The 24,449-nt window shown below is 66.9% G+C and carries 29 protein-coding genes; 5 read left to right on the forward strand and 24 right to left on the reverse strand.

The features are described from left to right. Position 1 precedes the first annotated feature (1 nt). The 12 genes from AM586_RS07445 to AM586_RS07500 all read right to left on the reverse strand — a co-directional run bounded on the left by AM586_RS07445 (position 2) and on the right by AM586_RS07500 (position 9,317). Positions 2 to 703 (reverse strand): RNA pseudouridine synthase, encoded by a 702-nt coding sequence (locus tag AM586_RS07445; protein ID WP_047826313.1) that lies wholly within the window; start codon positions 701 to 703, stop codon positions 2 to 4. After that, entirely contained in the window at positions 703 to 1,737 is a 1,035-nt protein-coding gene (gene ltaE / locus AM586_RS07450) for a low-specificity L-threonine aldolase (protein WP_047826314.1), read from the reverse strand. Before ltaE ends, AM586_RS07445 begins: the two co-directional genes overlap by 1 nt. Before the next feature lie 9 nt (positions 1,738 to 1,746). Next, positions 1,747 to 2,655: an SAM-dependent methyltransferase gene (locus AM586_RS07455; RefSeq protein ID WP_060567012.1), complete on the reverse strand. Its 909-nt coding sequence runs from the start codon at positions 2,653 to 2,655 to the stop codon at positions 1,747 to 1,749. A 4-nt stretch (positions 2,656 to 2,659) separates the two neighbouring features. Further along, positions 2,660 to 2,854, reverse strand: coding sequence for a Fe-S cluster assembly protein IscX (gene iscX, locus AM586_RS07460; RefSeq protein WP_060567014.1), 195 nt, complete (start codon positions 2,852 to 2,854; stop codon positions 2,660 to 2,662). A gap of 36 nt (positions 2,855 to 2,890) precedes the next feature. Further along, positions 2,891 to 3,229, reverse strand: a complete 339-nt coding sequence (gene fdx / locus AM586_RS07465; RefSeq protein ID WP_060567016.1) for an ISC system 2Fe-2S type ferredoxin — start codon at positions 3,227 to 3,229, stop codon at positions 2,891 to 2,893. A 25-nt stretch (positions 3,230 to 3,254) separates the two neighbouring features. Then, positions 3,255 to 5,144, reverse strand: a complete 1,890-nt coding sequence (hscA, locus tag AM586_RS07470) for a Fe-S protein assembly chaperone HscA (protein ID WP_060567017.1) — start codon at positions 5,142 to 5,144, stop codon at positions 3,255 to 3,257. Between the two features lie 78 nt (positions 5,145 to 5,222). Beyond that, the gene (gene hscB / locus AM586_RS07475; protein ID WP_060567019.1) at positions 5,223 to 5,738 is read right to left on the reverse strand and encodes a Fe-S protein assembly co-chaperone HscB; all 516 of its coding nucleotides are present in this window, start codon (positions 5,736 to 5,738) and stop codon (positions 5,223 to 5,225) included. Positions 5,739 to 5,756: 18 nt separating this feature from the next. After that, on the reverse strand, positions 5,757 to 6,080 hold the full coding sequence (gene iscA, locus AM586_RS07480; RefSeq protein WP_060567021.1) for an iron-sulfur cluster assembly protein IscA: 324 nt from the start codon (positions 6,078 to 6,080) through the stop codon (positions 5,757 to 5,759). Between the two features lie 7 nt (positions 6,081 to 6,087). Next, positions 6,088 to 6,480: a Fe-S cluster assembly scaffold IscU gene (gene iscU, locus AM586_RS07485; protein ID WP_060567023.1), complete on the reverse strand. Its 393-nt coding sequence runs from the start codon at positions 6,478 to 6,480 to the stop codon at positions 6,088 to 6,090. Positions 6,481 to 6,506: 26 nt separating this feature from the next. Then, the gene (locus tag AM586_RS07490; protein ID WP_060567025.1) at positions 6,507 to 7,763 is read right to left on the reverse strand and encodes an IscS subfamily cysteine desulfurase; all 1,257 of its coding nucleotides are present in this window, start codon (positions 7,761 to 7,763) and stop codon (positions 6,507 to 6,509) included. Beyond that, positions 7,763 to 8,278, reverse strand: coding sequence for a Fe-S cluster assembly transcriptional regulator IscR (iscR, locus tag AM586_RS07495; protein WP_060567026.1), 516 nt, complete (start codon positions 8,276 to 8,278; stop codon positions 7,763 to 7,765). Before iscR ends, AM586_RS07490 begins: the two co-directional genes overlap by 1 nt. A gap of 268 nt (positions 8,279 to 8,546) precedes the next feature. Further along, the gene (locus AM586_RS07500) at positions 8,547 to 9,317 is read right to left on the reverse strand and encodes a uracil-DNA glycosylase (RefSeq protein WP_047824700.1); all 771 of its coding nucleotides are present in this window, start codon (positions 9,315 to 9,317) and stop codon (positions 8,547 to 8,549) included. Positions 9,318 to 9,491: 174 nt separating this feature from the next. Here AM586_RS07500 and AM586_RS07505 point away from each other — a divergent pair, with 174 nt between their 5' ends. Together AM586_RS07505 and AM586_RS07510 are read left to right on the forward strand one after the other, a co-directional pair. Continuing rightward, positions 9,492 to 9,950, forward strand: coding sequence for a CBS domain-containing protein (locus AM586_RS07505; RefSeq protein ID WP_047824167.1), 459 nt, complete (start codon positions 9,492 to 9,494; stop codon positions 9,948 to 9,950). A 175-nt stretch (positions 9,951 to 10,125) separates the two neighbouring features. Continuing rightward, a complete protein-coding gene (locus AM586_RS07510; protein ID WP_162600529.1) occupies positions 10,126 to 10,449 on the forward strand; it encodes a PEP-CTERM sorting domain-containing protein in 324 nt (107 codons plus the stop codon). Here the strand turns inward: AM586_RS07510 and maiA are convergent. Both maiA and AM586_RS07520 read right to left on the reverse strand, forming a co-directional pair. Continuing rightward, positions 10,409 to 11,053: a maleylacetoacetate isomerase gene (gene maiA, locus AM586_RS07515; protein WP_047824163.1), complete on the reverse strand. Its 645-nt coding sequence runs from the start codon at positions 11,051 to 11,053 to the stop codon at positions 10,409 to 10,411. The two genes, AM586_RS07510 and maiA, sit on opposite strands and share 41 nt — an antisense overlap. Continuing rightward, a complete protein-coding gene (locus AM586_RS07520) occupies positions 11,050 to 12,075 on the reverse strand; it encodes a fumarylacetoacetate hydrolase family protein (protein WP_047824161.1) in 1,026 nt (341 codons plus the stop codon). Before AM586_RS07520 ends, maiA begins: the two co-directional genes overlap by 4 nt. Before the next feature lie 93 nt (positions 12,076 to 12,168). On the opposite strand from AM586_RS07520, the gene AM586_RS07525 reads away from it, so the two are divergent. The 3 genes from AM586_RS07525 to AM586_RS07535 are packed head-to-tail and all read left to right on the forward strand — an operon-like array spanning position 12,169 to position 14,198. Beyond that, the gene (locus AM586_RS07525) at positions 12,169 to 13,068 is read left to right on the forward strand and encodes a LysR family transcriptional regulator (RefSeq protein WP_047824159.1); all 900 of its coding nucleotides are present in this window, start codon (positions 12,169 to 12,171) and stop codon (positions 13,066 to 13,068) included. 4 nt (positions 13,069 to 13,072) lie between these two features. Beyond that, positions 13,073 to 13,639: a gamma-glutamylcyclotransferase gene (locus AM586_RS07530; RefSeq protein WP_047824157.1), complete on the forward strand. Its 567-nt coding sequence runs from the start codon at positions 13,073 to 13,075 to the stop codon at positions 13,637 to 13,639. A 22-nt stretch (positions 13,640 to 13,661) separates the two neighbouring features. Next, positions 13,662 to 14,198, forward strand: a complete 537-nt coding sequence (locus tag AM586_RS07535) for an ankyrin repeat domain-containing protein (protein ID WP_047824155.1) — start codon at positions 13,662 to 13,664, stop codon at positions 14,196 to 14,198. On the opposite strand, the gene AM586_RS07540 is transcribed toward AM586_RS07535, so the two are convergent. From AM586_RS07540 to AM586_RS07585, 10 genes are all read right to left on the reverse strand, one after another. After that, positions 14,199 to 15,512: a diguanylate cyclase gene (locus tag AM586_RS07540; protein ID WP_047824153.1), complete on the reverse strand. Its 1,314-nt coding sequence runs from the start codon at positions 15,510 to 15,512 to the stop codon at positions 14,199 to 14,201. It abuts the gene before it with no gap. Between the two features lie 126 nt (positions 15,513 to 15,638). Continuing rightward, on the reverse strand, positions 15,639 to 16,202 hold the full coding sequence (locus tag AM586_RS07545; protein WP_047824152.1) for an RNA 2'-phosphotransferase: 564 nt from the start codon (positions 16,200 to 16,202) through the stop codon (positions 15,639 to 15,641). A gap of 115 nt (positions 16,203 to 16,317) precedes the next feature. Beyond that, entirely contained in the window at positions 16,318 to 16,872 is a 555-nt protein-coding gene (locus AM586_RS07550; RefSeq protein ID WP_047824150.1) for an AAA family ATPase, read from the reverse strand. A gap of 106 nt (positions 16,873 to 16,978) precedes the next feature. Further along, on the reverse strand, positions 16,979 to 18,199 hold the full coding sequence (locus AM586_RS07555) for a PA0069 family radical SAM protein (protein WP_082439703.1): 1,221 nt from the start codon (positions 18,197 to 18,199) through the stop codon (positions 16,979 to 16,981). Between the two features lie 110 nt (positions 18,200 to 18,309). Continuing rightward, positions 18,310 to 18,930, reverse strand: a complete 621-nt coding sequence (locus AM586_RS07560; protein ID WP_047824148.1) for a tRNA-uridine aminocarboxypropyltransferase — start codon at positions 18,928 to 18,930, stop codon at positions 18,310 to 18,312. A 36-nt stretch (positions 18,931 to 18,966) separates the two neighbouring features. After that, positions 18,967 to 19,590, reverse strand: coding sequence for an NADPH-dependent FMN reductase (locus tag AM586_RS07565; RefSeq protein ID WP_047824147.1), 624 nt, complete (start codon positions 19,588 to 19,590; stop codon positions 18,967 to 18,969). A gap of 33 nt (positions 19,591 to 19,623) precedes the next feature. Further along, positions 19,624 to 21,018 (reverse strand): efflux transporter outer membrane subunit, encoded by a 1,395-nt coding sequence (locus AM586_RS07570; protein WP_047824145.1) that lies wholly within the window; start codon positions 21,016 to 21,018, stop codon positions 19,624 to 19,626. After that, positions 21,015 to 22,106, reverse strand: coding sequence for an HlyD family secretion protein (locus AM586_RS07575; RefSeq protein ID WP_047824142.1), 1,092 nt, complete (start codon positions 22,104 to 22,106; stop codon positions 21,015 to 21,017). Before AM586_RS07575 ends, AM586_RS07570 begins: the two co-directional genes overlap by 4 nt. A 30-nt stretch (positions 22,107 to 22,136) precedes the next feature. Then, positions 22,137 to 23,885 carry an MFS transporter gene (locus tag AM586_RS07580; protein ID WP_082439704.1) on the reverse strand — a complete coding sequence of 583 codons (1,749 nt, stop codon included), beginning with the start codon at positions 23,883 to 23,885 and terminating at the stop codon, positions 22,137 to 22,139. Further along, complete coding sequence (locus AM586_RS07585) at positions 23,882 to 24,349, reverse strand: MarR family winged helix-turn-helix transcriptional regulator (protein ID WP_052233408.1); 468 nt, start codon at positions 24,347 to 24,349, stop codon at positions 23,882 to 23,884. Before AM586_RS07585 ends, AM586_RS07580 begins: the two co-directional genes overlap by 4 nt. Positions 24,350 to 24,449 lie beyond the last annotated feature (100 nt).

Consider the following 24,449-nt stretch of genomic DNA (forward strand, 5'->3'; position numbering starts at 1 on the left):
TCTAGAAGCGCTCGACGTCCCGCAGGTAGCGCCACTGCCCCACCGGCAGGCTGCTCAGCGCCACACGGCCGATGCGCAGGCGGCGCAGCGCCTTCACTTCCAGCCCGACCTGGGCGCACAGGGCCTCGATCTGGCCAGGCACGAGGCCCTTGCCGGCGAAGCGCAGCCGCGCCTCGCTCTGCCAGCTGGCCTTGAGCGGCGCATTCGGTTTCCCGCCCCGGTTCAGACGCGCCAGGCCGTCTTCGGCGATGGCGCCGCCGACCTCGGCCACGTACTCCTGCTCGATGCGGTCGCCATCCTCGCCCAGCTTGCGCAGCACGCGCCAGTCCTGGCTGAACACGACCAGGCCGCTGGCCATGACTTCGAGCGGCATCGCCGGCGTCAGTCTGCCCAGGTGACGCTTCAGGAAGCGCTGGCCCTGTCCTTCCTGGAACAGCGTTTCATGCTGCAGCGAGTCGAGCGCGGCCTTGCCGTGCAGGCCGGCCGGCTTGTGCAGCAGGATGGTGACCGGCGGCGGCTCGACCGGCGTGGCGCCCGGCAGCAGTTCGATGCGCTGGGCCGGCGTCACGCGCGTGGCCGGGTCCTCGGCGACGATGCCGTCGACGCTGACCCAGCCGCCGGCGATGTAGCGCTCGGCCTCGCCGCGCGAACACGGCACGATTTCGGCCACGCGCTTGGCGAGGCGGATAGCTTCTTCAGTCATCAGGAACGCCAATCCTTGAAAAAGCCCTGGAAAGCCGCGATGGTCTTCTGCACGTCTTCCTTGCTGATGTCCAGGTGGGTCACCAGGCGCGTGTGGGCGCCGACCGAGGCGCGGATGCCGGCCTTGGCCAGGTGCTCGCGCAGCGCCGCCACCGCCGCTTCCGGAATCTCGACGTAGAAGATATTGGTCTGCGGCGCGGTGACGCGCAGCGGCTCGATCCGGGCCAGGCCGCTGGAGAGCTCGGCCGCGTTCTGGTGGTCTTCGGCCAGGCGCTCGACGTTGTGCTCGAGCGCGTAGTGGGCCGCCGCCGCGATCACGCCGGCCTGGCGCATGCCGCCGCCCAGCATCTTGCGCCAGCGCTTGCCCTGCTCGATGAAGGCCTTCGGTCCCAGCAGCACCGAACCGACCGGCGCGCCCAGGCCCTTCGACAGGCAGACCGAGACGGTGTCGAAACCGGCGACCGCGTCACGCAGGCTGATGCCGTTCTTGACGGCGGCATTGCAGACGCGCGCGCCGTCCAGGTGGGTGGCCAGGCCCTTGTCGTGCGCCAGTCTGGTCGCCGCCGCCAGGTAGTCCTGCGGCAGCACGCGGCCGCCGATGGTGTTCTCCAGCGCCAGCAGGCGCGTACGTGCGAAGTGCATGTCGTCCGGCTTGATGCAGGCCGCGATGTCGGCCAGCGACAGCGAGCCGTCCGCCTGGTTGGCGATCGGCTGCGGCTGGATGCTGCCCAGCACCGCCGCACCGCCGCCTTCGTATTTGTAGGTGTGCGCTTCCTGGCCGACCAGGTACTCGTCGCCGCGGCCGCAATGGCCCATCAGGGCGATCAGGTTGGTCTGGGTGCCCGAGGGCGCGAACAGGCCGGCCTCATAGCCGAACAGCTCGGCCGCGTAGTCCTGCAGGCGGTTGACGGTCGGGTCGTCGGCGTACACGTCGTCGCCGACCGGGGCGGCGGCCATGGCGGCGCGCATCGCCGCGGACGGTTGGGTGACGGTGTCGCTGCGCAGGTCGATCCAGCGCTGGGTTTGATCGCTCATGGGTCTCAGTCAGTCGGTGGTGGATACGGCGGGTTCGCCGGTATAGAAGCGCCGGGCCATCTCTTCCAGGCCCACTTCGGCCAGCACCTGCTGCAGGCGCTCGGCGGGCCGCTTGCGCGGCAAATTCTTGTAGGTGGCGACGATCAGCTCGTTCTTCATCGAGTGCTCCCAGCCCACCAGCTCCGTCACCGTGACCTGGTAGCCGTGCGCCTCCAGCTGCAGGCAGCGCAGCACGTTGGTGATCTGGCTGCCGAACTCCCGGGTGTGGATCGGGTGGCGCCAGATCTCGGTCAGCGCGCTGCGGCCCAGGTCCTTGCCCTTGTTCTTGCGCAGCACCGAGGCCACTTCCGCCTGGCAGCAGGGCACCAGCACGATATGCTTCGCCTTCTTCTTCAGCGCGAAGTCGATCGCGTCGTCGGTCGCGGTGTTACAGGCGTGCAGCGCGGTGACCACGTCGACGGTGGGCGGCAGCTTGTCGGACTCGGTGGACTCGGCCACCGACAGGTTCAGGAAGGACATGCCTTCGAAACCCAGGCGCGCGGCCAGTTCGGTCGACTTCTGCACCAGCTCCTCGCGGGTCTCGATGCCGTAGATATGGCCGCCCTCGCCCGCTTCCCTGCCCTTGAACAGCAGGTCGTACAGGATGAAGCCGAGATAGGACTTGCCGGCGCCATGGTCGACCAGGGTCACGCCCTGCTTGCCGCCGGCCAGCACGTCCTTGACCAGCGGCTCGATGAACTGGACCAGGTGGTAGACCTGCTTCAGCTTGCGCCGGCTGTCCTGGTTCAGCTTGCCCTCGCGGGTCAGGATGTGCAGCTCCTTGAGCAGCTCGATCGACTGCCCCGGCTTGATCTCGGGCGCCAGTTCATAGATGGTCGGCGCCGGCTTCTTCGGGGCGCTGTCTTTTTTAGCGTGCATGATGTCAGCTGGATTCGTCGATCCAGGCGGTTTGAATGGCTTCCAGCACGCGTTCGCCGCCGCGCGCGTGGTCATCGTCGAAGCCGTCCAGCCCGACGACCCAGTTATGCAGGTCCACGAAGCGCACCGTGGCCGGATCGACGTCCGGATACTTCTCGTACAGCGCCTCGGCGATGGCAATGACGTCGGTCCACTTCATGGCGGCTCCCTGGAATCGGCGATCGGCGATCGGCGATCAGTGATTCTCTGCAGCGTGGTTGATCGTGTATTTCGGGATCTCGACCACCAGGTCTTCATCCGCGATGATGGCCTGGCAGGACAGGCGCGAGTTCGGCTCCAGGCCCCAGGCCTTGTCCAGCATGTCCTCTTCCTTTTCTTCCTGCTCGTTCAGCGAGTCGAAGCCTTCGCGCACGATCACGTGGCAGGTCGTGCAGGCGCACACGCGGTCGCAGGCGTGCTCGATCTCGATGTCGTTCTCCAGCAGGGTGTCGCAGATCGACTTGCCCTGCTGGCCTTCGAGCACGGCGCCTTCGGGGCAGAAGACGGGATGGGGGAGGATGACGATTTGTGGCACTTCTTTACCTCTTGGTTTTATATGTTTAGACCTGGTCCAGCGACTTGCCCGCCAGTACCTTGCGCACGTTCTTGTCCATGCGCCGCGCCGCGAATTCCTCGGTGCCGTGCGCCAGCGCCTGCACCGCATCGTGCAGCCTGTTCTGGCGCTCGTCGGTGCCGATCGCCTCGTCCTTCGAGCGGGCCAGCGCATCGCGCACGCCCTGCTCCAGCGTGGCCACCGCCGCGCGTTCTTCCTCGCTCAGCAGCTCGGCGTCGGACTCCAGCGCCGACTGGGTCGCCAGCAGGATGCGCTCGGCCTCGACCTGCTCTTCGCGCAGCGCGCGCGCGACCATGTCGCCCTGCGCCGAGTTGTACGAGTCCTGCAGCATGCGCGCCACCTCGTCGTCGCCCAGCCCGTAGGACGGCTTGACGGTGATGTGCGACTCGACGCCGGAGCGGGTTTCGCGCGCCGAGACCGACAGCAGGCCGTCGGCGTCGACCTGGTAGGTCACGCGGATGCGCGCGGCGCCGGCCGCCATCGGCGGGATGCCGCGCAGCTCGAAGCGCGCCAGCGAACGACAGTCGGACACCAGTTCGCGCTCGCCCTGCACCACGTGCACGGCGAGGGCCGTCTGGCCATCCTTGAAGGTCGTGAATTCCTGCGCGCGCGCGCACGGAATCGTCGAGTTGCGCGGGATGATCTTCTCGACCAGGCCGCCCATGGTCTCGATGCCCAGCGACAGCGGGATCACGTCCAGCAGCAGCCAGTCGTCGCCGGCCGCGCGGTTACCGGCCAGCAGGTTCGCCTGGATCGCGGCGCCCAGCGCCACGACCTTGTCGGGGTCGATGTTCGCGTGCGGGATGGTCTTGAAAAAGTCGCCCGCCGCGCGGCGCACGTTCGGCATGCGGGTCGCGCCGCCGACCAGCACCACGCCGTCCACGTCCTCGACCGACACGTTCGCATCGCGCATGGCCTTGCGCACCGCGTTCATGGTCTTGGCCACCAGCGGCTGGGTGATCTCGGCGAAGGTCTTCGCGCTCACCGTCACCTGGACGATCTCGCCGGACTTCAGGATCGCCTCGACCGTGGTCTCTTCATTCGTCGACAGCAGTTCCTTGGCCTGGCGCGCCTTGACCATCAGGGTCGCGGTGTCCTCGTCCGACAGCGGCGCGAGGCCGGCCTGCTGGGTGATGTGGCAGAACAGGCGCTGGTCGAAGTCGTCGCCGCCCAGGGCCGAATCGCCGCCGGTCGACAGCACTTCGAACACGCCTTTCGACAGCTTCAGGATCGAGATGTCGAAGGTGCCGCCGCCCAGGTCGTAGACGGCGAACACGCCCTCCTTGCCGTGGTCCAGGCCATACGCGATCGCGGCCGCGGTCGGCTCGGACAGCAGGCGCAGCACGTTCAGGCCGGCCAGCTGGGCCGCATCCTTGGTCGCCTGGCGCTGCGCGTCGTCGAAGTAGGCCGGCACGGTGATCACGGCGCCGACCAGTTCGTCGCCGAGTGCGTCTTCCGCGGTCTGGCGCAGGGTCGCCAGGATCTGCGCGGAGACCTCGACCGGGCTTTTGACGCCGGCGACCGTCTTCAGCTGCACCATACCCGGAGCATCGACAAAGTCGTAGGGCATGTTCTCGGCGTGCGCGATGTCCTTCAGGCCGCGGCCCATGAAGCGCTTGACGGAGACGATGGTGTTCTTGGGGTCGGTGGTGCGGTGCGCCTGGGCCTTGTAGCCGATGTTGGCGTGGCCGTTCGGCAGGTAGCGCACGATCGATGGCAGCAGCGCGCGGCCGTCTTCGTCGCTCAGCACTTCCGGGATACTGGAGCGCACGGTCGCGACGAGGGAATTGGTGGTGCCCAGGTCGATGCCCACCGCCAGCCGGTGCTGGTGCGGCGCGGTCGACATGCCGGGTTCGGAAATCTGCAGTAGTGCCATGGTCGTGTTACCTGGTTTTATTATTCGATGCGATCGGCGGCGCCGACCGCGCGGACATGGCGCATACGCGCAGTCCGTTTACGATTCGAGCGCTTCGAAGGCGTAGTGCAGCTCGTCCGCGAATTTATCGAGGAACATCAGCGCCCGCACGCCCTGCGCGGCCTGGCCGTAGTCGCCGGCGTCGAGCAGCTTGCCGACCCGGGCCAGCCGGCTCTTCTTTTCGCTGCGCACCTGGGCATCGAGTTCGTCCAGCGCCTCGGCATCCTTGGCCGCGCGTGCGTCGCCGAGCGCCTCGCGCAGTTCCATCTGCTGCATCAGGAAGTCCATCGGCATGGCCGTGTTGGACTCGGTCTGCAGGTCGACGCCGTTCAGCTCGCACAGGTAGCGCGCGCGCAGCATCGGGTTGCGCAGGGTCTGGTAGGCCTCGTTGGCGCGGGTCGCCCACTGCATCGCGACGCGCTTCTCGGCGTCGCTGGCGTTGACGAAGCGGTCCGGGTGCACGCGGCCCTGGATTTCGCGGTAGGCCGAATCCAGGGCGTCCATGTCGACGTCGAACCTGGCCGGCAGCTGGAACAGCTCGAAGTGATTCTGCATGAGGCTCGGCTTCCTGCGTCAGATGCGGAAGCTTTCGCCGCAGCCGCAGTTGTCCTTGACGTTCGGGTTATTGAAGCGGAAGCCTTCGTTCAGGCCCTCGCGTGCGAAGTCCAGCTCGGTGCCGTCGATGTAGGGCAGGCTCTTCGGGTCGACGAAGACCTTCACGCCGTGCGATTCGAAGATGTTGTCCTCGTTCGCCGGCTCGTCGACGTACTCCAGCTTGTAGGCCAGGCCGGAGCAGCCAGTCGTGCGCACACCGAAACGCAAGCCGACACCCTTGCCCCGGCGCTCGAGGTAGCGGGTGATGTGACGCGCGGCTTTTTCAGTCAGGGTGATTGCCATTTTTCTCTTACGCCTGTTCGGTAGCGTGCTTGTGCTTGTAGTCGGCCACGGCCGCCTTGATCGCATCCTCTGCCAGGATCGAGCAGTGGATCTTCACCGGCGGCAGGGCCAGTTCTTCGGCGATCTGGGTGTTCTTGATGGACAGCGCTTCGTCCAGCGACTTGCCCTTGACCCACTCGGTGACCAGCGAGCTCGACGCGATCGCCGAGCCGCAGCCGTAGGTCTTGAACTTCGCGTCTTCGATCACGCCGGCTTCGTTGACCTTGATCTGGAGCTTCATCACGTCGCCGCAGGCCGGGGCGCCGACCATGCCGGTGCCGACGTCGTCGGAGTTCTTGTCGAACGAGCCGACGTTGCGCGGGTTTTCGTAGTGGTCCAGGACTTTATCGGAATATGCCATTTTTGTACTCCTTCAGAATGCGATGATTAGTGGGCTGCCCATTGGATCGTGCTCAGGTCGATGCCATCCTTGTGCATTTCCCACAGCGGCGACAGTTCGCGCAGCTTGCCGACCTTTTCCTTCAACAGCTTGACTGCAAAGTCGATGTCTTCCTCGGTCGTGAAGCGGCCGATGGTGAAGCGGATCGAGCTGTGCGCCAGTTCGTCGCTGCGGCCCAGGGCGCGCAGCACGTACGACGGTTCCAGCGAGGCCGAGGTGCAGGCCGAACCCGAGGACACGGCCAGGTCCTTGACCGCCATGATCAGCGACTCGCCCTCGACGAAGTTGAACGAGACGTTCAGGTTGTGCGGCACGCGGTGTTCCATGTCGCCGTTGATGTAGACCTCTTCGATCTCCATCAGGCCCTTGGCCAGGCGGTCGCGCAGCGCCTTGATGCGCGCGAGTTCGCTGTCCATCTCTTCCTTGGCGATGCGGAAGGCTTCGCCCATGCCCACGATCTGGTGCGGCGCCAGCGTGCCCGAACGCAGGCCGCGCTCGTGGCCGCCGCCGTGCATCTGCGCTTCCAGGCGCACGCGCGGCTTGCGACGCACGTACAGCGCGCCGATGCCCTTCGGACCATAGGTCTTGTGTGCGCTGAAGCTCATCAGGTCGACCTTCAGCTCTTCGAGGTTGATCTCGACCTTGCCGGTGGCCTGGGCGGCGTCGCTGTGGAAGATGATGCCCTTCTTGCGGCACAGTTCGCCGATTTCCTTGATCGGCTGGACCACGCCGATCTCGTTATTCACCAGCATGACGGAAACGATGATGGTGTCCGGACGGATCGCGGCTTCCAGCTGCTCGATCGAGATCAGGCCGTTATCCTGCGGCTCCAGGTAGGTCGCCTCGAAGCCGACGCGCTCCAGCTCGCGCACGGTGTCCAGCACGGCCTTGTGTTCGGTCTTGACCGTGATGATGTGCTTGCCCTTCGACTTGTAGAAGTGCGCAGCGCCTTTCAGGGCCAGGTTGTTCGATTCGGTTGCGCCCGAGGTCCAGATGATCTCGCGCGGGTCGGCGCCGACCAGGGCGGCGACATCCGCGCGCGCTGCCTCGACCGCCGCCTCGGCGCTCCAGCCGTAGGCGTGGCTACGCGAGGCCGGATTGCCGAACTGCTCGCGCAGGAAGGGAATCATCGCATCCGCGACGCGTGGATCGATCGGCGTGGTCGCCGAGTAGTCCATGTAGATCGGGAAATGCGGTGCAGTCTGGAAGCTCTGCTCGATTTTTTTGTCCAGGGGCGCGTTCATCAGTTCACTCCATTCAATATGCTGTGCGTTGCTTCGGTATTGTCCGACGCCGCGTGGCGGTGCATCACCACGACGTTCTGTTCCTTCTGTTCTTTCTGCTTCTGCTGTTCGACCAGGTCATGCAGGGTGACCGAGTCGAGGTAATCGACCATCTTCGCGTTCAGGGTGGCCCACAGCTCGTGGGTCATGCAGCGGGTGCCGCTGGCGGCATCGGCGCCGTGGCAGTTTTCCTTGCCGCCGCACTGGGTCGCATCGAGCGGTTCGTCGACGGCGATGATGATGTCGGCCACGGTCACCTTGTCGGCGCCGCGCGCCAGGCTGTAGCCGCCGCCCGGTCCGCGCACCGACTCGACGATCTCGTGCCGGCGCAGCTTGCCGAACAGCTGCTCCAGGTAGGACAGCGAAATGGCCTGGCGCTGGCTGATGCCCGACAGCGTGACGGGGCCCTTGCCCTGGCGCAGGGCAAGATCGATCATCGCGGTAACAGCAAAACGGCCTTTGGTGGTCAGACGCATCACAACCCCGGGTTGGTTTCCAAACAGTGTTAAAATCTTGCTTCTCTTCAACGCTTCAAGTTTCCCTTCCCTGCGTTGGCAAGAATAAAAACCCGATTAGTTGATTGATTTAGTCAAGTATAGCGCATTCGACGGGGTTTGTCTTGGCAGCCCCAATTCCTGATATGGCACAAACCGGGGTCAGACTCCCGATTTAAGCAATATCACCCTCACAATTTCCAGAATGCGGAGTCTGACCCCGGTTTGACCCCGGTTTGATGGCGGTCAGTCAGCTTGCGTGCAGCAGTTGCATCGGCCCGAACAGCTTGTGCATGCCCTCGTGGCCAATGAAGCTGAGGTTGTAGGGGTGTTCCGCCTGGATCTGGGGCAGGCCTTCGGTTTCCGGCACTTTTTTCAACTGTTCGGCGATCTTGCCCCACAGGACCAGGGTCGGCTTCTGTGCGCATTGCGCCAGGGCCGCGAATACGGCGCGCTGGAAGGGCAGCCAGGCGCGCGCGTCGACCGCCGGGGCGACGTGCTTGCGGAAGACCAGCGAGGCGTTCAGCAGCAGGAAACCCTGCCCGGTCAGCTTGTCTTGCAGCTCGGCCAGGGTGCGGATCGCGCCGCCCTCCCGCGCCGCCCTAGCGATCGGCGCCAGCGCCGCGCCGCCGGTATCGTCGATGCCGAGCTGGCCGTCGGCGACCAGCAGCATCTTCATGAAGTTGCGCAGCGAGGTCGCGCGGTTCACCGGTTTCGACAATCCCGTCTCCGACCACAGCTCGCCCACCGCGCCATCCATGAAGCAGACCCCGGTCGCGCTTTCCGGACGCGGATACGGCCCCTCCCCCACCAGCACGTAGCGCACCTGCGGCAGCGGCAGCGCGAAGGCCGCGAACAGGCGGCCGCCGTTCGGCAGGTAATCGTCGCCGGCAAGCGTGGGCAGGTAGGCGGGATCGAACGCCGCCATGGCCTGCAGGCCGGCTTCGAGGTGCGGACGCCAGGAGGGATCGGCAAGGCCGAGGGCGTCGAGAATCGGTGCTGGGATCGCGGTAGTCGGCATGGTGGAAGCGGCAAGCGGAAAAGGGTCCAGATTGTAGCCGTTCATCCAGCCTCAAGGGCGCGCGGCGTCCTTTTTTGCGGCCTGTTCCGCGCGTCAAACTGGCGTCCGGTTTTTGCAAAACGGGGCATCATCGCCCCGCATCAGGCATTCATCCCGCAACCGAAAGGAGAACCCATGCAAACGATCCAGGATGTGATGACCCGCGACGTGCAGAGCATCTCGCCGCAGGAAACGATCCAGCGCGCCGCCCAGATGATGGACGAACTGAATGTCGGCGCCATCCCCGTGCTCGACGGCCGCAAGCTGGTCGGCATGATCACCGACCGCGACATCACGGTGCGCGCCACCGCCGCCGGCCAGGCGCCGGGCAGCACCCGCGTCGGCGACGTGATGAGCACCGACGTGCGCACCTGCTCGCCGAACCAGACCGTCGACGAAGTGCTCGGCCAGATGGGCGATGTGCAGATCCGCCGCGTGCCGGTCATCGACGAGAATTCGCAGGAAGTGATCGGCATCGTTTCGATGGGTGACATGGCGACCAAGCACTCGGCCGGCATCGACCATGCCCTCGAAGAGGTGTCGACGCCCTCGGAACCGGACCGCTCGATGCCGGGATCGCAGACCCGGCACTGATCGCCGGGCGATGCGGCGCCGGCCGCGAACGGCATTCGCAGCCGGCTTTATATTGTCGGAAGTTTTTACATTTGGCGGGAAATACGATTTCGCCGCGCCGGTGAGCCGGTCACGCTTTCCCAGCTAAATCCGCCGAATGACGGCTGTTGGCATGCTCGTTGCTTTATTTGCCATCATGAGAATTTCGAAGACCCTTGCCCACACCGCGGTCACTGTCGCGCTCGCGCTATGCTGCAGCGCGGCCGCGATCGCCATGCCGCTCGGCAGCAAGGACGCCTTCCCGCTGGGCGCCGCGCGAACCAGTACCAGCCAGCCGGGCGGCGAACGCCTCATCGGCAAGACCGACGCGCCGCTGCCTGCGCCTGCGCCGAAAGGCGTGCCGGAACCGATATCGGTCGCCCTGCTCGGCCTTGGCCTGGCTGGCATCGGCCTGGTTCGCCGCGCCGGCAAGGCCCGGCTTACTCGGCGTCGGGCTGGTTCGACGGATGGGCTGCGATAAAGGCCGGAATCTGCACGCACTGCGCATTGATGCGCGAGATGTTCGTATAGCCGGACACGTCGATGCCGTGGCGCTGGGCATTGAAGACCTGCGGCACCAGCAGGCAGTCGGCGATGGTCGGCGTGCGGCCATGGCACAGCGGACCGGAGCTCGGATCGCGCGCCAGGTGTTTTTCGAGCACGTCCAGGCCGCTCACCAGCCAGTGGCGGTACCACTCGTTCTTTTTCTCTTCGGAAATGCCGAGCTCATGAACCAGGTAACGCAGCACGCGCAGGTTGTTCACGGGATGGATGTCGCAGGCGATGATCTGGGCCAGCTCGCGGACGCGGGCGCGCTCGGTGGCGTCCTTCGGCATGATCGGGACCTGCGGATGGGCGTCTTCCAGGTATTCGAGGATGGCGATCGACTGGGTCAGCGTGATGTAGTCGTCCTGGAAAGCCGGCACCAGGCCGCTCGGGTTGATGGACCGGTACTGTTCCTGCAGCTGTTCGCCGCCACCGCGCAGGAGGTGGACCGGGATGGCGTCGTACTGCAGCCCCTTCAGGTTCAGTGCGATGCGTACCCTGTAGGCGGCCGAGCTGCGAAAATACGTGTAGAGCTTCATTCTTTCCTCCCGTGATAATGGGCGACCTCCTGGTCGATCGCCCCGAAAATGCTTGCGCCGGCCGCATCCAGCATCTCGATGCGGACCGTGTCTCCATAGCGCAGGAATGGCGTCTGCGGCGCGCCCTGCTCGATCGTTTCGTACATGCGCAGCTCGGCCAGGCAGCAGTAGCCGACGCCGCCGTTGGCGATGCTCGATCCGTGCAGGCCGCCCTGCTTGTTCGATACCGTGCCGGAACCGACGATGCTGCCGGCCGCCAGTTCACGGGTCTTCGCGGCATGCGCGACCAGCTGCGCAAAGCTGAAGGTCATGTCGTCGCCCGCATTCGGGCGGCCGAAGGGCTGGCCGTTCAGCGTCACCTGCAGCGGCAGGCACAGCTTGCTGTCGCGCCAGGCATCGCCCAGTTCGTCCGGTGTCACGGCCACCGGAGAAAAGGCGCTGGCCGGCTTCGACTGGAAGAAGCCGAAGCCCTTCTCCAGCTCCTTCGGGATCAGGTTGCGCAGCGAGACATCGTTCACCAGCATCACCAGCCGGACCGCCTGCGCCGCCGCCTCCAGGCTCGCGCCCATCGGCACATCGCCGGTCACCACCGCGACTTCGGCTTCCAGGTCGACGCCCCACTCCTCGGACAGCACGGCGATCGGATCGTGCGGGCCGACGAAGGAATCTGAGCCGCCCTGGTACATCAGCGGGTCGTTGTAGAAGGATGGCGGCACCTGGGCGCCGCGCGCCTTGCGCACCAGCTCGACGTGGTTGATGTAGGCCGAGCCGTCGGCCCACTGGTAGGCGCGCGGCAGCGGCGAGGCGCACTCTTCCTCCAGGAAGGAGACCGCGTCCGGGGCCGTGCCCTGGTTGAGTTGCTGGTAGACCTGGCGCAGCCGGGGCGCAGTGCGCTCCCAGTCGTCCAGCGCGGCCTGCAGGGTCCGCGCGATCGCCGGAACGGGCTGGCAGGTCACGAGGTCGCGACTGACCACGACGAGGGTGCCGTCGCGTCCGCCTGCTTTCAGGGTGGCGAGTTTCATGATGCTCCTTGGCAATTTGACATTGCCGCCATTAAAGACTAATCCGGACTATCATACAAACAATATTTTTCGTTCTATTTATCGGATTGTCTGATGAATCCCACCCTGCGCCAGATGCGCGCCTTCGTTGCTGTTGCCAAGACTGGTAACTTTACGCTTGCCGCGCAATACCTGCACGTTACACAGTCAGCTTTGTCAGGTTTGATCAAGGAACTCGAACAGACACTTGGCGCGCGCGTGATCGACCGCAGTACGCGCAAGATTGCGCTGACCGACATGGGCAACGAGCTCTACCCTCTATTCAGCCAGATGATCGACGATCTCGACAGTGCGCTTGCTAACGTTGCGGACCATACACAACTCAGAAAGGGTATCGTCCGGATCGCGGCCCCCCAGCTGATGGCCTGCACCCTGCTGCCGCAGGCGATCGCGGCCTGGCGCGCGCTGCACCCCGAAATCAAGGTCAGTCTGGCGGACAGCGCGGTCGAAAACGTCATGGCGCGGGTGCTGGCCGGCGAGGTCGACTGCGGCATCGGCCCCGAGCGCGACGACAGCCCGGAACTCGACGCCCGTCCCCTGCTCGAGATGCCGTTCGAGGCCGTGCTCCCGCCCGGCCATCCCCTGGCAAGCCGCGAGCGGCTGGCATGGGGCGACCTGGCCGGCTACCCCTTCATCTCGCTGCGCGGCCAGTTCACCGAGCGCCTGCTGGCCGACATGGGCGAGGCCCTGCGCGAAACCACGCTGAAGCCGGAACACGAAGTGACCTACATGACCACCGCGCTGGCGATGGTGGCGGCCGGGCTCGGGGTCACGGTCTGCATGCCCTATGCCTCGGCGCTGGTGCGGCGCCACGGCCTGCTGACCCGGCCGCTCGACGCGCCGGTGCTGCAGCGCCGCTTCTTCATCTACACCCGCGGCCACCGCTCGCTGTCCCCGGCGGCCGCGGCCTTCATCGGCTTCCTCGGCAGCTATGTGAGCCAGAAGCTAGAATAAGGGCATGTCGCACAACACCATCGCCATCAACCGCCATATGAACCGCTTCGACAGCCACGCCAGCGTCTGGCTGTTCGGCTACGGTTCGCTGATCTTCAAGGCCGACTTTCCCTTCCTGGAGCGGCGCCCGGCCCATATCGCCGGCTGGACCCGCCGCTTCTGGCAGGGTTCGCACGACCACCGCGGCACCGAGAGCGCCCCGGGCCGCGTCGTGACCCTGGTGCCGGAGCCGGGCGCGCTGTGCCACGGCATGGCCTACCTGGTCACGCCCGAGGAATTCGCCCACCTCGACTACCGCGAAAAGAACGGCTACCTGCGCCTGGCCACCGACATCCACTTCGAGGACGGCAGCTCGGCCGAGGGCCTGGTCTACATCGCCACCCACGAAAACGCTGCCTACCTGGGCCCGGCCAGCGAACGCGAGATCGCGCGCCAGATCGCCCGCGCACGGGGGCCGAGCGGCCCGAACAGCGAATACCTGCTGGAACTGGCCAGGGCCCTGCGCGAGCTGGGCAAGCCCGATGCGCACGTGTTCGAGATCGAGCGCCACCTGGGCGAATTCGCGGCCTGAACCACACAAGCCAGGAGAGCACATGGAACAAGCGAACAAACCGCCTTCCGCTGCCGAACTCGACGACGACACCCTCGCCTTCGTGCGCCGGGTGTTCGGTTTCGCCCGCGCCGGCGAGGCCGGGGAGCTGGCGACCCTGCTGCGCCAGGGCCTGCCGCCCAACCTGCGCAACGAACGCGGCGACAGCCTGCTGATGCTGGCCTGCTACCACGGCCATGCCGACGCCGCGCGCGTCCTGCTGGAGCATGGCGCCGATCCGGAGATCATGAACGATGCCGGCCAGGCGCCGTTGCACGGCGCCGCCTTCAAGGGCGACTTGGCGGTCGCCGCCCTGCTGCTGGGCCACGGCGCCCAGGTCGATAGCGCCGGCCCGAACGGCAAGACGGCGCTGATGTTCGCCGCGATGTTCAACCGTACCGGGATCGCGGAACTGCTGCTGGCGCGCGGCGCCGACCCCTTCCGCCTGGATGCCGACGGCAACTCGATGCTGGACGCGGCGCGCAAGATGGGCGCGGTCGACACCATGGCCCTGCTGGCCGCGGCGACCAACGAACGCTGATTACAAGGAAGGCTGGGGGCAGACGCGGTTGCGTCCGCCCTGCTTGGCTTCATACAGCATGGCGTCGGCGCGCAGGAACAGCGCGTTTTCCGTCTGCTGCGCCGGATAGGCCGCCATCCCGCCGCTGAAGGAAAAGCGCCGCACGTCGCCCGCGCGGACTTCGAAGGGCAAGGCGCCGAAGGCCTGGCGCATGGCGTCCAGCCTCGCCCACCCCTGCTCCGGCGTGCAATCCCAGAACACCAGCACGAATTCCTCGCCGCCGAAGCGGCTCAGCAGGTCGCGTTCGCCCAGGTGGGACGCCAGGCAGACCGCCAGGCGCTTGATCACGATGTCGCCGAAGTAATGGCCCCAGGTATCGTTGATGGTCTTGAACTTGTCGATGTCGATCACGCCGAAGGCCAGCGGGCATTCCTCGCGCGCCGCCTGGCGGATCAGTTCCTGGGCTTTCTTCTGCAGGCCGATCTTGTTCAGCAGGCCGGTCGCACGGTCTTTCGAGATCAGGTCCTTGCTGATGCGGATCTTGCTGGCGCGGTTGACGAGTTGCGCGCACAGCAGCCCGGCGTCCAGCGCCGGCAGGACGGCGTCGAAGCCGCTGGCCAGCGCATGCTGCATCAGGCCGGTGTCCGGCTGGCGCTGCAGCAGCATGATCTCGCGCACCGGATCGGCTTCGATATTCTTCTTCAACACGCGCGCCAGCGAATCGGTGCGCGCGAATTCAAGGTCGCTCACCAGCACCATGTCGGGCTGCAGCTCGCGCACGCGCAGGTGCAGGGTGTGGGCTTGCTCATGGGAAATCATCTCGATGCGCGCCTGGCGCAGGCAGTCCTCGTCCAGCGGGCCGGGATCGCCCAGGTGGATGATGCGCACCAGATCGCCGCGTTTCTGCTGCACGAACAGATTGAACAGCTTGTCGACCAGCACGTCGTTGGCGATCGGCTTTTCCGCATAGGCCAGGCAGTGGCTGTCGACCAGCTTTTGCTGCAGCAGGTAGCGGCCGCCCTGGCGATGACTCTGCAGGTAGACGTACTCGCGCCCGTCGGGCAGGCGCTGCAGCAGTTCGCCCAGCATCAGGGTCTTGCGGCTGTCCTGCATATCCGACTGCATATTGTGCAGGGCGTCGAGGTCGATCACGAACAGGCCATTGCCGGCGTCGCCCTCCACCGCCGCCACGAATTCGCTGACTTCGCTGAAGAAGAACATGTCGAAGTCATACTTGTGCGCATGCAGCCGCAGCTCGGCCGCGTTGTCCTTGATGAAGAAATTCTGCGACAACAGCAGCGCGCGGTACTTGTAGAGCGGGACCTTGCTGGACATGGACGTGGGTCGCTATTCGTGTGCAAAAGTTGCATACGAAACATACAGCGAACTCGCCCAAAATTGTGTGAAAAAAGAAAGTTTTTTTGCAAACATTTGCGCGGATGGCGCGGCAACAACAGCGTCTTACCCGCCGCGGGTCGGCGCGCCGGTCTGGCGGAGATAGGTCGGCTTCACCTCCCCCGTCAGCCAGACCCCGTTATCGGACTGGTAGAAGGCCAGGCCATCCGCATGCATGCGCGCCGCGTCGACAGCCAGCACGGCCGGAAAGCCGTGACGTGCCCCGACCCGCATTGCCGTCGCCACGTCGGCGGACAGGTGCACATGCTGGCGTCCGCCGGCGCGCAGGCCGGCGGCCAGGATGGATTTCAGGAAGCGGCTGGCGGTGCCATGGTAGAGCACGGCGGGCGGCTCGGCTTCGCGCAGCTGCAGGTCGACGGCAATCGAGTGCCCCTGGCTGGCGCGGATGCGGCTCCGGTCGTCGTTGAAGGCGAAGCGCTGCTTGTCGTTGCCGGCGACCGTCCGCTCCAGCAGGGCCCGGTCGATGCGCTTGCCGTGCGCGTCCAGGCAGGCCAGCAGTTCATCGACGCCGGCCCAGCCGTGGGCATCGAGCGCCAGGCCGATGCTGTCGGGGCGGTGGCGCAGCACGTAGCTGAGCAGTTTGCTGGTGGCGACGATCTGGTCCTTCATCGGCCCAGTATAGTCGCGCCCAACAAAACCCTCAGGGCAAGGCGCATCGTCGAAGACAGTACATACGTACGGCGAGACGATGCAACGCCGCCATGAGGGTTTTGTTGGGCGCGACTCAGGCCACGCCTTCGATCACGCGCCGCACCTGCAGCGCCCGTTCCTCGACGCTGCCGCTCACCAGGGTGTAGGGAATGCCGCGCGCCTCCAGATCCTGCAGCACGAGCTGATGGATGCGTCCGCGCCAGGCTTCGTTCTCGCGGGCGGCCTGTTCTTCATAAGGGATGTCGTCCGCGCAGACGAAGGTGTAGGCATAACGCTCGCGGCAGTCGTCGGCGCAGCGCAGCAGCTCGGGCGGTACCGGCTCCTTGACCTGGCCGAACTCCAGGCCCAGCAGCAGCGTGGTCAGGGCATTCGTGTCGACGAAGAGGTAGCGCCTGGCGTAGGGCATCTGCTCGTCTTCGGCCTCGCGGTGGCGCAGGGCGATGTCGACATAATCGCCGGCATCGAGCTGGCCCTGCTTGTCTTCCCAGATGTAGCGGCCGATCTCGGGCACGGCGACGCTGCCGTACTGGCGCGCCAGGTATTCGCACAAGGTCGACTTGCCGGTCGACTCCGCGCCGACGAACACGACCCGCTTGATCTGGCCCGATGGGCTGCCCTGCTCATCCATATGAATCCCGTTTTTGAAAATGACCAATTGCGCTACAGAAATACAAGAGGCGTCATCCTAGCCGACGGCAGCGCCCGCCACAAGGCGCCGCCGTCGGGCTCCCGGCTCAGAACAGGTCCAGCTGCGGGCTCGCCTTGGCCTTCCTGTTGGCCGGCTTGCCGCCGCCCTCGCCTGCCGCATCGGCCACCTTCGCGCCGAACAGGTCCAGCTGGGTCACATCCTCATCGCGGCGCTGGCAGGCTGCGGCCGACGGCACCACCAGCGGCCGGCGGAACTGGGCGCCGTCCATCTTGCTGAAGCGGCCATTAAAGCCATCCATGCCGAGCCGCTTGACGGCCTTGGTGAAACGCTGGCGGATCAGGTCGGCCCATACGCCTTCGCCGCTCATGCGCTTGCCGAAGTCGCTGTCGTATTCCTTGCCGCCGCGCATATCCTTCATGCGGTTCAGCACGCGTTGCGCACGGTCTGGAAAATGAGCGTACAACCATTGATGGAACAGGGGGTTGACCTCCCACGGCATACGCAGCACGACGTAGTGGGCGCCGACCGCGCCGGCGTCCCTGGCAGCCTCGAGGATGCGCTCGATTTCCGGTTCCGTGATGAACGGGATAATCGGCGCCACGCTGACGCTGACCGGGATGCCGGCCTCGGTGAGCGTGCGGATCGCGCGCAGGCGGCGCGCGGGGGCGGCCGCGCGCGGCTCGAGCGTGCGCGCGATCTCGCCGTCCAGGGTCGTGATCGTGATCGCGGCCGCCGCCAGGCCCTTCTCCGCCATCGGCGCGATCAGATCGATGTCGCGCTCGATCAGGGCCGACTTGGTGATCAGGCCATACGGGTGATTGCACTCGCCCAGCACCTGCAGCACTTCGCGGGTGATGCCGCGTTCGCGCTCGCAGGGCTGGTAGGCGTCGGTGTTGACGCCGATGGCGATGCTTTCGGGCACATAGCCGGGCTTGGCCAGCTCGCGGCGCAGCAGGTCGGCCGCATTCACCTTGGCGAAGATGCGGCTTTCGAAATCCAGGCCGGGCGACAGGCCGAGGTAGCTGTGCGAGGGCCGGGCGAAGCAGTAGATGCAGCCATGCTCGCAACCCCGGTAGGGATTCAGCGAGACATTGAACGGGATGTCCGGCGAAGCGTTGCGGGTCAGGATGGTCTTGGCAAACTCATCCGTGACAATCGTCTTCGGCGGCGCCGGCTCGTCGGGTTTCAGTCCCGGGACCGTCCAGCCGTCGTCGAAACGTTCGCGGCCGTGGACTTCGTAGCGGCCCTGGAGGTTGGACACGGCGCCACGCCCCTTGTGCGGCGTCAGGGGCCGCGGGGGGATCATGACTTGGCCTTGCAATTCCACGTCTTCAGCCCAAGCTTGTTGGCGATTCACTATGGCGCTCCCGAGTACTGTATGGATATACAGTATCGTACACCCGCTTGACGAGGGGTTCAAGCGCGAAATAGCCGGGATTGTTGTTCCACAAAGGCTTCGAAGGCTTCCAGCAACGGTGCATAGTGCGCAGGCCGGTTTTCGAGTTGCGCAAGGGCATGAACAGCCGCTTCCAGCGAAGACAGCTGGTCCGGCGCATGGGCCTTGCGAATCCGATAAGCGGACGGCGGCATGTCCTCCAGGGCCAGGCGCGGCAGGCGCTGCAGCGCCGGATTCAGGTAGAGCATCTTGCGGCTCTTGCGCCAGGTGGCGTCCAGCAGCACCAGGCGCAGCCGCTCCGGCCGCGCCAGCAGGGCCGCTTCGATACGGGGCGGCGCCGGCAGGCCGAGCGCGGCCTCGCCCGCCGTCTGCGGATACAGCAGCACAGGCGTGCGCCCGTCCGCATGCAATGCCGCATCGAGTTCCGATACCGGAAAGGTCTCGCCCACCAGCAGCCGGCTCGACGGCAAACACAGGTGCAACAGGCGCGCGCTGTTCTTGGCGTTGCGCACCTCGAGCGGATGCTGCAGCACCAGCAGTTCGACCTGGCTGGGCAGCGGCTTCACGAAGCCGCAGATGCAGGCGCTCTCGGCGCGCAGGCAGGCCGCGCAGGTGGCGCGGCGGGAAGTGGAAATCGTCATGGGCGCCGATTGTACCCGCGCCCGCCCGCGACAAATCTAGAAGCTGCCGCCGACCCGCTCCCCGCGCGGCGGCATATTGTCCGGCACCGGGACCGGCGCGTCGTCCTTGCGCAGCGGCTTGAGCGCCGCGCTCCACTGCACCACCTGGTCGAGCATGGCCTCGACCGCGCGCTCGTGGTGCTCGGCCGGATTGAAGCTCGTGAACTGCTCGAAGTCGGTGAACAGCGACAGCATCACCTGGGCCCGCACGTCCGCCACCATCAGCTCGCCCATCACCAGGCGCAGGTTCTCGATCGCGCGCGCTCCGCCCGCGCTGCCGTAGCCGACGAAGCCGGCGGCCTTGTTGTTCCACTCCTTGTACAGGAAGTCGATGGCGTTCTTCAGCGCACCCGAGGTCGCGTGGTTGTATTCGGGCGTGACGAACACGAAACCGTCGAATTCGGCGATCTTCGCCGCCCAGGCTTTGGTGTGCGGCTGCGAATACTGGCCCATCGAGGGCGGCGCCGGCTCGTCCAGCAGCGGCAGATCGAACGCCTGGATGTCGACCAGTTCGAAGGCGGCGTCGCCGCGCGTGCCTGCGCATTCCATCACCCAGCGCGCCACGTCCAGCGCCTTCCTGCCCGGGCGGGTGCTGCCCACGATGATTCCGATATTGATCATGCTCGCCTCCGGTCTTTGCAAATGCTCATGAAGTCATGGTGCCACGGTCCAGCCTCCGCCCAGCGCCCGGTACAGGTCGACATGCGCCGCCAGGTAGCTGGCGCGCAGTTGCAGCACATTGGTCTCGGCGCTGAAATTGTTGCGCTGGGCGTCCAGCTCCTCGAGATAGGACGAATAGCCGTTGCGGTAGCGGTTGTGGGCGATGCGCAGGGCCTCGGCGGTCGCCACCCTGCGCGCTTCGGCCTGCTCCAGCTGTTCGCGCAGGCGCTGCACCGCCGCCAGGCCGTTCTCGGTCTCGGCGAAGGCGTTGCGCACCACCGATTCGTAGGCGAACACGGCGCGGTCGCGCAGCGATGCCGAGATCTCGGCCTGGGCGCGCAGGCGGCCGGCGTCGAACAGCGGCGCGAGGACGCTGCCGCCGACGCTCCACAGCAGCGTGCCGGAACCGCTCAGCAGGTCGGGCAGCTTGTGCGCATAGGCGCCGACCGACGCGGTCAGGCGCAGCGAGGGCAGCATCTGGTCGCGCGCGGCGGCCAGGCTGGCGTCGGCGGCGGCGACCGTACGCTCGGCCTGGGCGATGTCGGGGCGCCGCCGCAGCAGCGCGGACGGCAGGCCGGGCGCGATGCCCGGCGCGCGCAGGCCCGCCAGGTCGGCGCCGCGCGCCACCGGCCCGGGATTCGCGCCGAGCAGCAGGCTCAGGGCATTCTCCTGCTGGGTGATCGAGCGCTCCAGCTGCGGGATCGCGGCGGCCGTGTTGCGGTATTCGGCCTCGGACTGGGACACCTCCAGGCGCGAGCTGTAGCCGACCTCGAACTGGCGCCGCGCCAGCGCCAGCGAAGCCTGGCGCGAGGCCAGGGTCTGGCGCGCCAGGGCCAGCTGGGCGTCCAGTCCGCGCAGGTTCAGGTAGCCGGACGCCGTGCTGGCCGCCACCGACAGCGCCACCGCGTCGGCGGCGGCCTGCTGGGCCGCGTAGTCGAAGCGCGCGGCCCGGGTGGCGGATTCCAGCCGGCCCCATGGGTCGAGTTCGTAGGCCGCCTGCACATTGCCGGTGAAGTTGGTCGCCTCCACCGGCGTGCCGAAGGGGCCGATCGAACGCCCGCGCGACGGTCCCGTCGTGACGGACACGCTGGGTTCCTGGGCCGAGCGGGCGACGCGGATCCGCGCCTGGTATTCCTGCAGGCGCGAACGCGCCGTGCGCAGGTCGGCGTTGTGCGCCAGCGCCTGCGCCACCAGGGCGTCCAGCACCGGATCGCCGAAGGCGCGCCACCATTCCTTCTCGACGGCGGCGTTCGGCCCCACCTGCAGGGGCGCGCGCCAGGCCGCCGGCAGCGCGAGCGTGGAGGCCGGACGGTCCTGCACCGGAATCCGGCAGCCGGCCAGCAATGCGGCGGCCGCCACGGCGCATGCCAGTTTGCTCCCCTTGCTCATCGCTGCGGTCCCTTTGCGGCGGCGGGCGCCGAGGTGTCGATGCTGGTCACCACCGACATGCCCGGCCGCAGGCGCGCGGCCAGGTCCTGGTTGGGGTCGATGCTGATGCGCACCGGGATGCGCTGGGCGATCTTGACGAAGTTGCCGGTCGCGTTATCCGGCGTGATCACCGAAAACTCGGAGCCGGTGGCGGGCGAGATCTGCTCGACGTGGCCGCGCAGCCTGGCGTGGTTCAGGGCGTCGACCGTGAAGGTGACGGGCTGGCCCAGGCGCACGTTCGCCATCTGGGTTTCCTTCAGGTTCGCCACCACCCACATGGTCTGCGGCACCAGCGCGGTGAGCTGGGCGCCGGCGTTGACGAAGGCGCCGAGGCGCACCGTCACCTGGCCCAGCTGGCCGTCGCGCGGCGCGACGATGCGGGTATTGGCGAGATCGATCTCGGCCAGCTTCACGGCCGCCTCGGCGTTCGCCACCGCCGCCTCCAGCGACGCGCGGTTGACATCCACGGTCCTGGCGCTCTGGCGCGAGATCTCCAGCGCCGCGCGCGACTGCTCGGTCTGCGCCACCGCCTGCGCGCGGGCGGCGCGGGCGGCGTCGCGTTCGCGCGCGGACAGCGAACCGTCGGCGGCCAGTTCCTCGACCCGGCGCAGGTCGGCCTGGGCGCGCTGGGCCTGGGCGGCCGCGTTCGCCACCGCCGCCTGGTTCTGGGCGATGGTGGCGGCCGCGCTCTTCCGGCTCTGGGCGAAGTTGGCGAGCGCCGCGCGCTGGCTCGCGAGCTGGGCGCGCGCCTGCTCCAGGCGCTGGTTGTAGATGCGGTCGTCGATGCGCATCAGCAGCTGGCCCTTGCGGACGTGCTGGAAGTCCTGCACGTCGACCTCGACGATGTAGCCGGACAGCTGCGGACTGATGATCGTCACCTGGCCGCGCACCATGGCGTTCTCGGTGCTCTGGATCGCGCTGCGGAAGGGCGGCAGGTCCCAGGCATACAGCACGATCAGCACGCCGATCAGTGCGATGAGCGCGAACAGCAGGCCGCTGGCAATGACGTGGCGGTTCGATTTCTGTTGTGTGGTCGGGGTCTCGGCCATGGGTCGTTATCTCGTTATCTCGTTATCTCGTTATCTCGTATGCGGAAGCGGATGGCGCGGCACCGGCAGCGGCGGCTGGCCTTCCGGCGTCGCGATCGGCGAATCGGTCGGCGGTTCGGCCGGTCCTTCGTCGAGCGCCGTGTGGCCCTTGGCGGGCGGGGCGGCGGGCGGCGCCACGTACATCAGCCACAATGCGCGCCCGAAGATCCACAGCGCCAGGAAGGCGGCGATCGCGGCGATCGCCAGGAACACGTCGTTGTAGGCCAGGATGTTGGCCTCGCGCGTCTGGGTCTGCGCCAGCACCGAGATGCCCTGCCGGGTGCGCGCGGCCGGGTCGGCCAGGGTGCCGGCGTAGGCCGCCGCGCCGCGCTGGATGCGGGCGGCCACCAGCGGATCCAGGCTGCTGAGCTGCTCGGCCAGGATCGACGAGTGGAATTTTTCGCGCGTGACCTGCCAGGTGCCGAGCAGCGAGGAACCGAGCAGCGCGCCGATGTTCTGGGTCAGGCTGAACAGCACCGAGAAGGTGATCAGGTTGCCGGGGTTGGTGACCACCGTGCCCATCAGGGTCAGCAGCAGCGGCCCGAGGAAGAGCACGCCGCCGAAGGCCAGCATGGCCTGGCTCACGTACATCTCTTCGGGACGGGTCAGGCTGGTCGCGTGCGAATCGATCCAGGCGCCCAGCGCCATGATCAGGAGCGCCACCACCTGCGGCCCCATCAGGTGCTGCGGGTTCATGACCAGCACCGCAATCGCGATGCCGGCGACGGTGGCCAGCAGCACCACCAGGAACAGCATCGTCATCTGGTCGTTGTTCAGGCCCACCAGGCGCAGGAAGCCGACCGCGCCCACGCTCTGCTCGGACAGCACGACGCGCACCAGCATCATCGCCAGGAACAGGCGCGCGATCATGCCGTTGGTGAGCCAGCGCAGGTTGAGGAGCGGGTTCCTGCGGTTGTGCTCGACGGCGATCGCGGCCACGATCAGGAACACGGCGCCGGCCAGCGCCACGCCGACCCAGGGCTGCGAGGTCCACCACAGCACGCGCCCGAAGGTCAGCGCCGCGCACAGCAGGGCCACGCCGGGCGCGAACAGCGCGAAGGTCAGGAAGTCGGTCGGCCGGAAGGCCTTGAAGCGGTCGCCCGGCGGCAGCTTCAGCCACAGCACGGCGCTCAGCGTGACCAGGGTCAGGCCCAGCTCGAACAGGTACAGGCCGCGCCAGTTGGCCAGTTCCAGCAGCCGGGTCGAGAACAGGTAGGCGATCGGCTGCGGCAGCTGCGAGATGCCGAGCGAGGCCGCGATGAACCGCGGCCGTATTTCGCGCCTGGAGGCCGCCTGCAGCGTGTAGTACAGGCCGAGCGTGGACAGCGCCGCGCCCGCCATCCCGTGCGCCGCGCGCACCGCGATCGCCGAGCCCAGGTCGTTGACGAACAGGTGGGCAAAGGTGACCAGCGCATACAGCACCAGGAAGAATTCGGTGAAGGCGCGCAGGCCGAACTGCTGGCGGAACTTCACCAGCAGCAGGTTCATGGAGGCGTTGGTCATCACATAGGCGGTCGGCAGCCAGTTGACCTCGGACGCATAGGCGCCCAGCGCGCCCTGCAGGTTGATCAGGTTGACCGTCACCAGTGAATTGCCGAGGCCGCCGGTCAGGGTGACCAGGGTCCCGACCAGGAAGAAGGCGAGACGGCGGCGCGGCGTGTGCTGCGGGAAGGACGGGCTGCCCGGCAGGGTCGGCCGTTCGTCGGGATGCCAGTCGCGCGGCGCGTACTTGTCGCTCATGCGCTCTCCAGCGCCTGCTGCAGGCTTTCCAGCACCGCGGCGGCGGCCGCGACCTGGGTCGGGTCCAGGCGCGCGAGCGCGTCGCGCCGCAGGCGCTCCGCCTGCGCCCGCAGCTTTTCCTCCAGCGTCCGGCCCTGCGGCGTGAGCACGATCAGCTTGACGCGGCGGTCGCGCCGGCTCGGGGTCCGCTCGATCAGGTTCGAGGCGGCCAGGCGGTCGATGGTGGCGACCAGGGTCGCGCCGTCCACGCCCAGGTGCTGGGCCAGCTCGGTCTGCGAGGGCGGGCGCGCCTCCTCGCCCTCGGCGGCGCGGTCCAGCTCGGCCAGCGCGGCCACCGCGCTCCAGCCGGCCGCGGTCAGGCCGCAGGCCTTCAGCTGGCGCTCCAGCGCCTGGCGCCAGGCCCGGCTGCCGGCCTGCAGCGCCTGGGTAAACCGCTCGCTCAGTCTTTCATCGAAAGCAACCATGGGTCACCAAATCGTTGGACACACTGATTATCTGCTTGTTCTGGAAAACTTGACCACACACGAAGATTTAATGCGCGAATTAGTTAATCGGATATTGCTC

Source organism: Massilia sp. WG5, assembly GCF_001412595.2.
GTDB lineage: Bacteria > Pseudomonadota > Gammaproteobacteria > Burkholderiales > Burkholderiaceae_D > Telluria.